This is a genomic window from Sebaldella sp. S0638, assembly GCF_024158605.1.
GTDB lineage: Bacteria > Fusobacteriota > Fusobacteriia > Fusobacteriales > Leptotrichiaceae > Sebaldella.
The window spans coordinates 1-7212 of sequence record NZ_JAMZGM010000163.1 but is presented as its reverse complement, the minus strand read 5'-3'; the positions used below and the strand labels follow the sequence as shown (position 1 = coordinate 7212).

The window sequence follows — 7212 nt, the reverse complement described above, 5'->3', positions numbered from 1 at the left end:
ATTTTTAAACAGCTCCTTTAATAATTTAATTTTATCAAACTATCACTTGCTGTTTCAACTTTAGTATACCAGAACAACCATTACAACTTTACTATAGCAATACATTGACTCGAGTGATTAAAAATAAAAATTGCACATACAAAGTCTTTATAGTATAATGATATTGTAATTATTGAAAAAAGATGAAAATAAAAAAATAGAAGATTATTGCTTAATTTAAAAAATTAAATTATTTTTATATGAAAGGATAAATAATTATGTTGAGAATAATAAGTTTTTTGTTTTTCTTAATTCATATTTCTGCTTTAAGTAATTTTAAAGAATTAACCATTGATTCTCATTGGAGAGGTAGGCATGAAGGTCTTAGAAATAGGACTCATTTAACTGAAAATGAATGGAGAAATGAGTTAGAGGGACTATTAGAATTAAATAATTTATCAAATGAATTAAAATTTTATTTTGATGTAACTAAAAAAGATTATTTTAGTCCTGAAAGTAAAAAGACAAAAGATTCTGTTGACAGTGATATTTATTTAGGAAAAGGAATTTTTCCTTACAATTTTAATCTAGAAATGCGTTTAGGTTGGAAATATGAATCGTTATCTAAAGTTGGACACGGAAATGAAATTTATTTTGGAGTAACAAAAGAAATGTATTTTCCTCAAAAAAATCAGATTTTAAGTATTTCCTTTGAAGGTGTCTATTACAATGATATTCACAATTACTTAAGAAATTATAAATCTTCTGGTACAGAAGGAATAGGATTAAATTTTGATTGGAATCTTGATGGGCTTTTATATACTGGAGAATATGGAACAATTGTTTATAGTTTAGAAATTCAAAATCATTATAGGAAACCTACTAATTTAAAGGAAACAAAATCAGATGGAAAAAATACTGTTTATCTAGATTATTATGGAATTATTAGTTACCAAACTCCAAGTCTTTCTGGTTTTAAATTAGGAATTGACTTAGAAAATGAATATGTAAAGGAAACTGGGAATAGTATATATGAAAATAATTTTAATATTACACCAACACTTATCTTTAGTTGTAAGTTACCATTTTATGATAAAAATATGGAAATACAACCTTATGTAAAGTGGGATATGATAGATCAAAAACGTGGAAAAGATTCCCAAGGAAATTCATACAGTGGTTTTGGAAATACAGAATTAAGGTCTGGTATAAAAATAACAATAAATTAGATCTGGTGTTAGAATGAAAAAATGGGCACAGTTATCTTGATTTTATAAACTAATTAAGAGAAGGCAGGTGTCCGAAATGAAAGGAACAAAAAGATACGGTAAATAAGAACTGTATAAAAATGGAAAAAGTATAACGCAGTTATCACGTGAATGTGACGTAAGTGAGCAGAGTATAGGAAGTTGGATAAAATTACAAAAAAAGGAGGTAACTCAGTATGAAAAAAGTAAATAGTATAATTTTAATTTTTTTAATTTTTAATTTTTCAAATCTTTTAGGAGAAAATTCTTATAATTCTTTTATAAAGTATATGCCTGATACAAGAGAAGATAATATAGTTAATACAACCGATTATTTTTATACTAATTTGATGAAAAGAAATTTAATAGATTTAGAAAAAGCGAGAAAACAGAAAGAAGAAACATTTGAAGTTCCAAAAGGATATAGAGTTAAAAGAGAATTGATTAATAATGTTCCTGTTGAATGGATATATGCTCCAAATGCTCCAAAAAACAAAATAATATATTATATCCATGGTGGTTCTTGGACTTTTGGAAATCTTGATTCAGCAAGAAATATGGGATTAATTTTATCTAAAAATTCAGGATATAATGTTTTAGTTATAGAATACTCTCTTTCTCCCGAATATCCTTTTCCATATGGTTTTAATGATGTCTATAATATTTACAAGTTCTTATTAAATAAAAAATTTGAGAAAATTGGAATTTTCGGAGATAGTGCAGGAGGAAATTTAACTCTTGCTTTATTAAATAGACTGAAAGATGAAAACATTGTAATGCCAACAGCAGTAGCCTTGTCTTCACCAGCAACAGATTTATCGGAAACAAGTTCGATATATTTATCTAATACTATTCTTGTTAATATTAAATATGAAAATAAAAGACAAAATACTATAGATCTTTACGCAGGGAAGTTCGATAAAAAAAACAAATATATATCTCCTGTTTATGGAAATTTAGAAAAGCTTCCTCCTATGCAAATTCATTTTGGAGGTGCGGAAGAATTGAGAGAAGATGGTGTCAATTATGCTAAAAAAGCTAAAGATCAAGGTGTTGATATCTCTATTATAATCTGGAGAGGCTATTTTCATGACTTCACTCTTTTAGGAGATCAATCTAAAGAAAGCTCTGAAGCTAATAAAATGATAAGTATTTTTTTTAGAAAACATCTGAAGTGATTATAATGGATAGATTGAAAGCACTAAGTGATGGTATAATTTCAATAGTATTAACAATAATGCTATTAAACGTAGAACTACCAACAAGTTATTTAGTTCATGACTTAAAAATATTTTTAATTTCTTTTTTTATATATCTAACAAGTTTCACAGTGATAATGGTTTTTTGGAAAGAACATTATTTTTTATTTAAAGAAATGAAAGTTTTAACTAATGACTTGATTTGGTATAATGGATTATTTCTTTTCTTTTTATCCTGTATCCCTATTTTCACAAAATGGGTTATTAAAGTTCCTTTTGATAAATATCCTGAACTTTTATACGGAACTTCAATTTTAATTTCTACAATTATTTTGAAATTATTAGTAATTAAAGTTTATAAAATATCAAAAAATCAAGAACTAATTTTTTACGAGAAAAAAATAAATTTCTTAATCATAAGATATTGTTTCATAATAATTATTGGTTTTTTCATTCCTTTCTCGGTATTTTTATTAATATTGATTTTCCCTGTTTTAGTTTATCTTTTTAAAAAAGTAAAGTTATAGTTTATATAAATGTAAGGAGGACTCAAACAATGAAAAAATATGCCTTATTGTTATTATTTTTATCAAAAATCTTAGTATCTACTAACATATATTTCAATATAGATACAGAAATATTAAATAGTCAGATAACAAATGAAACTTATAATTATAATAACTCATCAATTACTTTAACTAATAACGGAACAATGCTTGATAATGACACCTTATTTTATCTTATTTTTAATAGTGACCCAAATAATTCATTTATTAACAATGGTATTATAAAAACTAATATCAATGGACAATTCGGAATAAATTCTGTAAATTCAAATTTTAGATTTATTAATAACAATAAAATTGAAATTAATGGAACAGACAATTATTTTGGAGTAGTTGGTGGGTTATTCGGAGAATCATTAATTAATTCAGAAAATTCAGAAACTGGAACAATAATTATAAGACAAGATTCAACAGGAATTACAAATGGTTTTACTGATATATCAGCTATCTATTTTTTGGAAGGAGATTTTACTAATAAAGGTAAGATAGATGTAATTGGTGACTTTTCTCTAGTAGATTTTTTAGTTAAAGAGATATCTGTTGTTGGAATATACGGAGAATTCTTAAATCCTAGCGGTTCAGTTAAAAATTTTGGAAATATAGATGTTCAAAATTTAAATAGTATAAATGGAATAGCCGGCATAGGAGTTAAAGGTAATGCTAATGTTATTAATAATGGAAAAATTTCTATTAATCACTCAATAGTTCAAGGATCTCTAAATGAAGGAGTTAATATATTTGGCATTGGAGTAGATGATAGCAATATGAGTTCTTTTGTTAATATTTTAAATGATAAAAGTGGAATAATAGAAATAAATTCAGATAATGCTGCAGGTATAGGAATTCATTTTCTTAACGATACAACAGATCTTATAAATTTAATAAATAATGGAGAAATTATAATTAACTCTGATAATTCTAAAGGAATAGCAGGTTATAAAGATTTTTTATTAGAAAACAACGGTACCATAACTTTAAATGGTAGAAATAATGAAGGAATAGACACTTATTCTCAAAATTTTAAAAATAATGGAATAATTAATGTGAATGGTCAAAATTCTTATGGCGTTTATATCGGAGCAGGAAGAGACTTTTATACAACAAAAATATATAATCAAGAATTTAATAATGAAGGTATAATTAATGTGAATGGTTTTCAAAATTATGGAATTTATTCTGTAAGCGTTGGAGAGATAAAAAATCTTGGAACTATAAATGTAATTGAAGGCACTGGGGTAAAAATAGAAACTGGAAATTTTTATAATAAAGGTGTTATATCAGCTTTTAAAAATATTGCAGTTGAGATGAATAATGAATCAAATTCATTAGAATTAGCTTCTGGAACTTTAATAACTGGTAAAATAGATGGTCTAATGGGAGAAGATGAGTTAATTTTATCAGGAACTGGAAATATTAATGTAGAATCTGTATTTAATTTTGAAAAGTTGGTTGTGGCTGGTGATATTCTACTTGATGGTATTATTAATCTTGGAGTTTCTGATTTATCTAACTATACTAATTCAGCTTATTTAAAGACTTCAAGCTATAGTTTTAAAGATGCAGATGGGGCTTCCGGTAATTTAATGTTAAAAGGTACCATATATATAGATGTTGACTATTCTGGAATTACTGCTTCTGGAACAGAAAAGACTGGAAAAATAGTAGCTAATTCAATTAATTTAAATGGAGGTCAAATAATTTTAAAAAATAAAGACTCTATTTCAAATAGTTTAATTGATGAATTTGAAAAAAACAATCCAGACTTGAAAGAGTTCAGAATTAAGAGTATCGCAACAATAAAAAATCATCAAGTAATTATACCAAATTTATTTTTTCTTAGTCCATTTATGGACGTAAAAGATTCGGCAAATATGTACACATGGAAAACTATGACTATAGGAGATAGAATAGGAGAAGGAAATAGCTTATTAGTTGACCAATTATATTACAAAAGTAAAGTTCCTTTAAATATTTTACTTCCTAGAAATAGAGTAGATTTAGATAACATTAATTCGTTGTCAGAAAAACAGATAAATTCAATAGAAAATTACGGAAAAGATTTAAAAATAGGAGAACAAAATGTTGAAATAAATTATCAAGGTGTTGGTTTCAATTCAGATTATAGATCAGATTACAATTATAATTATGATTATAATGTAAATTCAAATGGAATTATCGGAATTATTACAAATAAATTAAGCAATAATTTTTTAGTATCTTTAGGATTAAGCTATAATAAAAGTAGTATAAAATATGAAAGTATTAACGTAAGCAAACAAAAACTAAATTCAAATAGCAAAGAAAATTTAGAGTCATATGGACTAAATCTAATAACAAAATATTACTTTAATAATTTTAATTTAAATGGATTCATTTCATATGGATTAAATAGGCATGATATAACTACAGAGTTTTTTGGGCTTGGAAATAAAAATGGAATTTATAATTCACATATATTAAAAGCGGGAGTATTTTCATCGTATGATTATAATCCGTTTAATATTTTAAAGTTTTCTCCATTTATAGGGATAGAGTATATTAGTTTGTATGAAAATGAACTCCAATATGATTTATCTCCAGAATATGAAACCTTGAAACTTAATGATACAAACGGAGAAGGATTTACTGGGTCAGTTGGCTTTAAAATCAAAGAAAATATAGGTAAATTTAGATGGAATCTAGGTTTTGAATATAGATATAATTTTACAAATACATTTCATAAAGAAAGAAAATTTGAAACAGATTATATTAAACTAAAAATGGAAGAACTAAAATATGAAAATGGAGAATTTTCAGCAAATATAAATACTAGTTATAATTTAAATGATAGAGTGAATTTCAATTTAGGTTATAGTTACAGATTTAATGAAAATTATAAAAATCAAGTTATAACAGGAGGATTTACAGTAAATATAGATAACTAATGTTGTGGTATAATTTATAAATATCTTCTTAATTAAAGAATGATATAATATAAAACAAGAGTAAGATTTTCAAAAGGAAGAGAATTTGTATAATAATTCAATAAAAAAATGATCTTATATCAATATAATGAGGAAGTATTTTAAATTAAAAAAGAGAACTATTTTATTTATCGGGAGGTTTTGCTCATTATGAATCATAAAAAAAAGTATTTCCAAATAATTTTATGTGGGGTGCTGCTGTTGCTGCTCACCAAGTTGAAGGCAATAATATTAATTCAGATGCATGGTTAATGGAACAAATACCAGGAACAATGTATAAAGATTACAGTGGCGATGCATGTAATTTTTATCATCTATACGAACAGGATATTTTACTACTTAAATTTTTAGGATTTAATAGTTTCAGATTTAGTATTGAATGGTCTAGAATCGAGCCAATTGAAGGCTTTTATTCAGAAGCAGAATTGAATCATTATTCAAAAATTATTGATAAGTGTATAGAATTAAGAATAATACCGATTGTAACCCTTCATCATTTTACTAGTCCTCGTTGGCTTATATCAAAAGGCGGATGGAAAAACAAAGAAGTTATAACTAAATTTTCAAACTATGTAAAAGTAGTAGTAGAAAAACTAGGGGATAGAGTAAAGCATTTTTGCACCATAAATGAAGCTAATACACCAGTACAATTGAGCATTAATGGTCTATTTTCAGGAGACACGAAAAAAGCTATTGAATCCTCTTCTAAAATGGCCGCAAAATATTTTGATGTTAATGTTGACGATTTTTGTCCTTTTTTCCCAAATGCTAGTGATGAAATTAGTATTTCAAATGTTATTAAAAGTCACGAAGAAGCATTTAAAGCTATTAAAAAAATTGATAACTCAATTAATGTTGGAGTCACTTTATCTTTACAAAATATTATAAATATAGAACCTAATAATGATGGAGAAAAATTTTATAATGAAGTTAATATAAGATTTCTAAAAGAAATGGGGACAATTGGTGATTTTGTTGGAGTACCAAATTATACAAGAGTTCTTTTTAACTCTAAAGGGAGAGTCACAGAAACAGAAAATTTAGCGGATTGGTATTAGTATGAAAAAGTGGACACAAAAAACTTGACCACTACAAAAATGATAAAAAATCTATCCTTAAATTATGATTTTATGCGAGATTTGAATTGGCCTATTTAATTTTAGACTTTTTGTTAAAAAAAATCAATTTTGGTATTTCATTATCTGAAAACTTGAAAGGAATAAATAAAATGAAAAACGTATATGTATTAATATTTTTA

4 protein-coding genes and 1 pseudogene are annotated in these 7212 nt (G+C 25.4%); all 5 read left to right on the top strand.

Annotation, left to right across the window (positions count from 1 at the left end):
• Positions 1–257 precede the first annotated feature (257 nt).
• Positions 258–1208: a hypothetical protein gene (locus NK213_RS18410; protein ID WP_253351962.1), complete on the top strand. Its 951-nt coding sequence runs from the start codon at positions 258–260 to the stop codon at positions 1206–1208.
• 215 nt (positions 1209–1423) lie between these two features.
• A complete protein-coding gene (locus NK213_RS18405) occupies positions 1424–2404 on the top strand; it encodes an alpha/beta hydrolase (RefSeq protein ID WP_253351960.1) in 981 nt (326 codons plus the stop codon).
• Between the two features lie 5 nt (positions 2405–2409).
• The gene (locus NK213_RS18400; RefSeq protein ID WP_253351958.1) at positions 2410–2952 is read left to right on the top strand and encodes a TMEM175 family protein; all 543 of its coding nucleotides are present in this window, start codon (positions 2410–2412) and stop codon (positions 2950–2952) included.
• Between the two features lie 29 nt (positions 2953–2981).
• On the top strand, positions 2982–5915 hold the full coding sequence (locus NK213_RS18395; protein WP_253351956.1) for an autotransporter outer membrane beta-barrel domain-containing protein: 2934 nt from the start codon (positions 2982–2984) through the stop codon (positions 5913–5915).
• A gap of 215 nt (positions 5916–6130) precedes the next feature.
• Positions 6131–7012 (top strand): annotated as a pseudogene (locus NK213_RS18390) (family 1 glycosylhydrolase); the annotation flags it as partial.
• Positions 7013–7212: the final 200 nt, after the last annotated feature.

Excerpts from the sequence above, each read along its gene's own strand:
- NK213_RS18410 (WP_253351962.1), top strand. The coding sequence starts at position 258 with ATGTTGAGAATAATAAGTTTTTTGTTTTTCTTAATTCATATTTCTGCT.
- NK213_RS18405 (WP_253351960.1), top strand. The coding sequence starts at position 1,424 with ATGAAAAAAGTAAATAGTATAATTTTAATTTTTTTAATTTTTAATTTT.
- NK213_RS18400 (WP_253351958.1), top strand. The coding sequence starts at position 2,410 with ATGGATAGATTGAAAGCACTAAGTGATGGTATAATTTCAATAGTATTA.
- NK213_RS18395 (WP_253351956.1), top strand. The coding sequence starts at position 2,982 with ATGAAAAAATATGCCTTATTGTTATTATTTTTATCAAAAATCTTAGTA.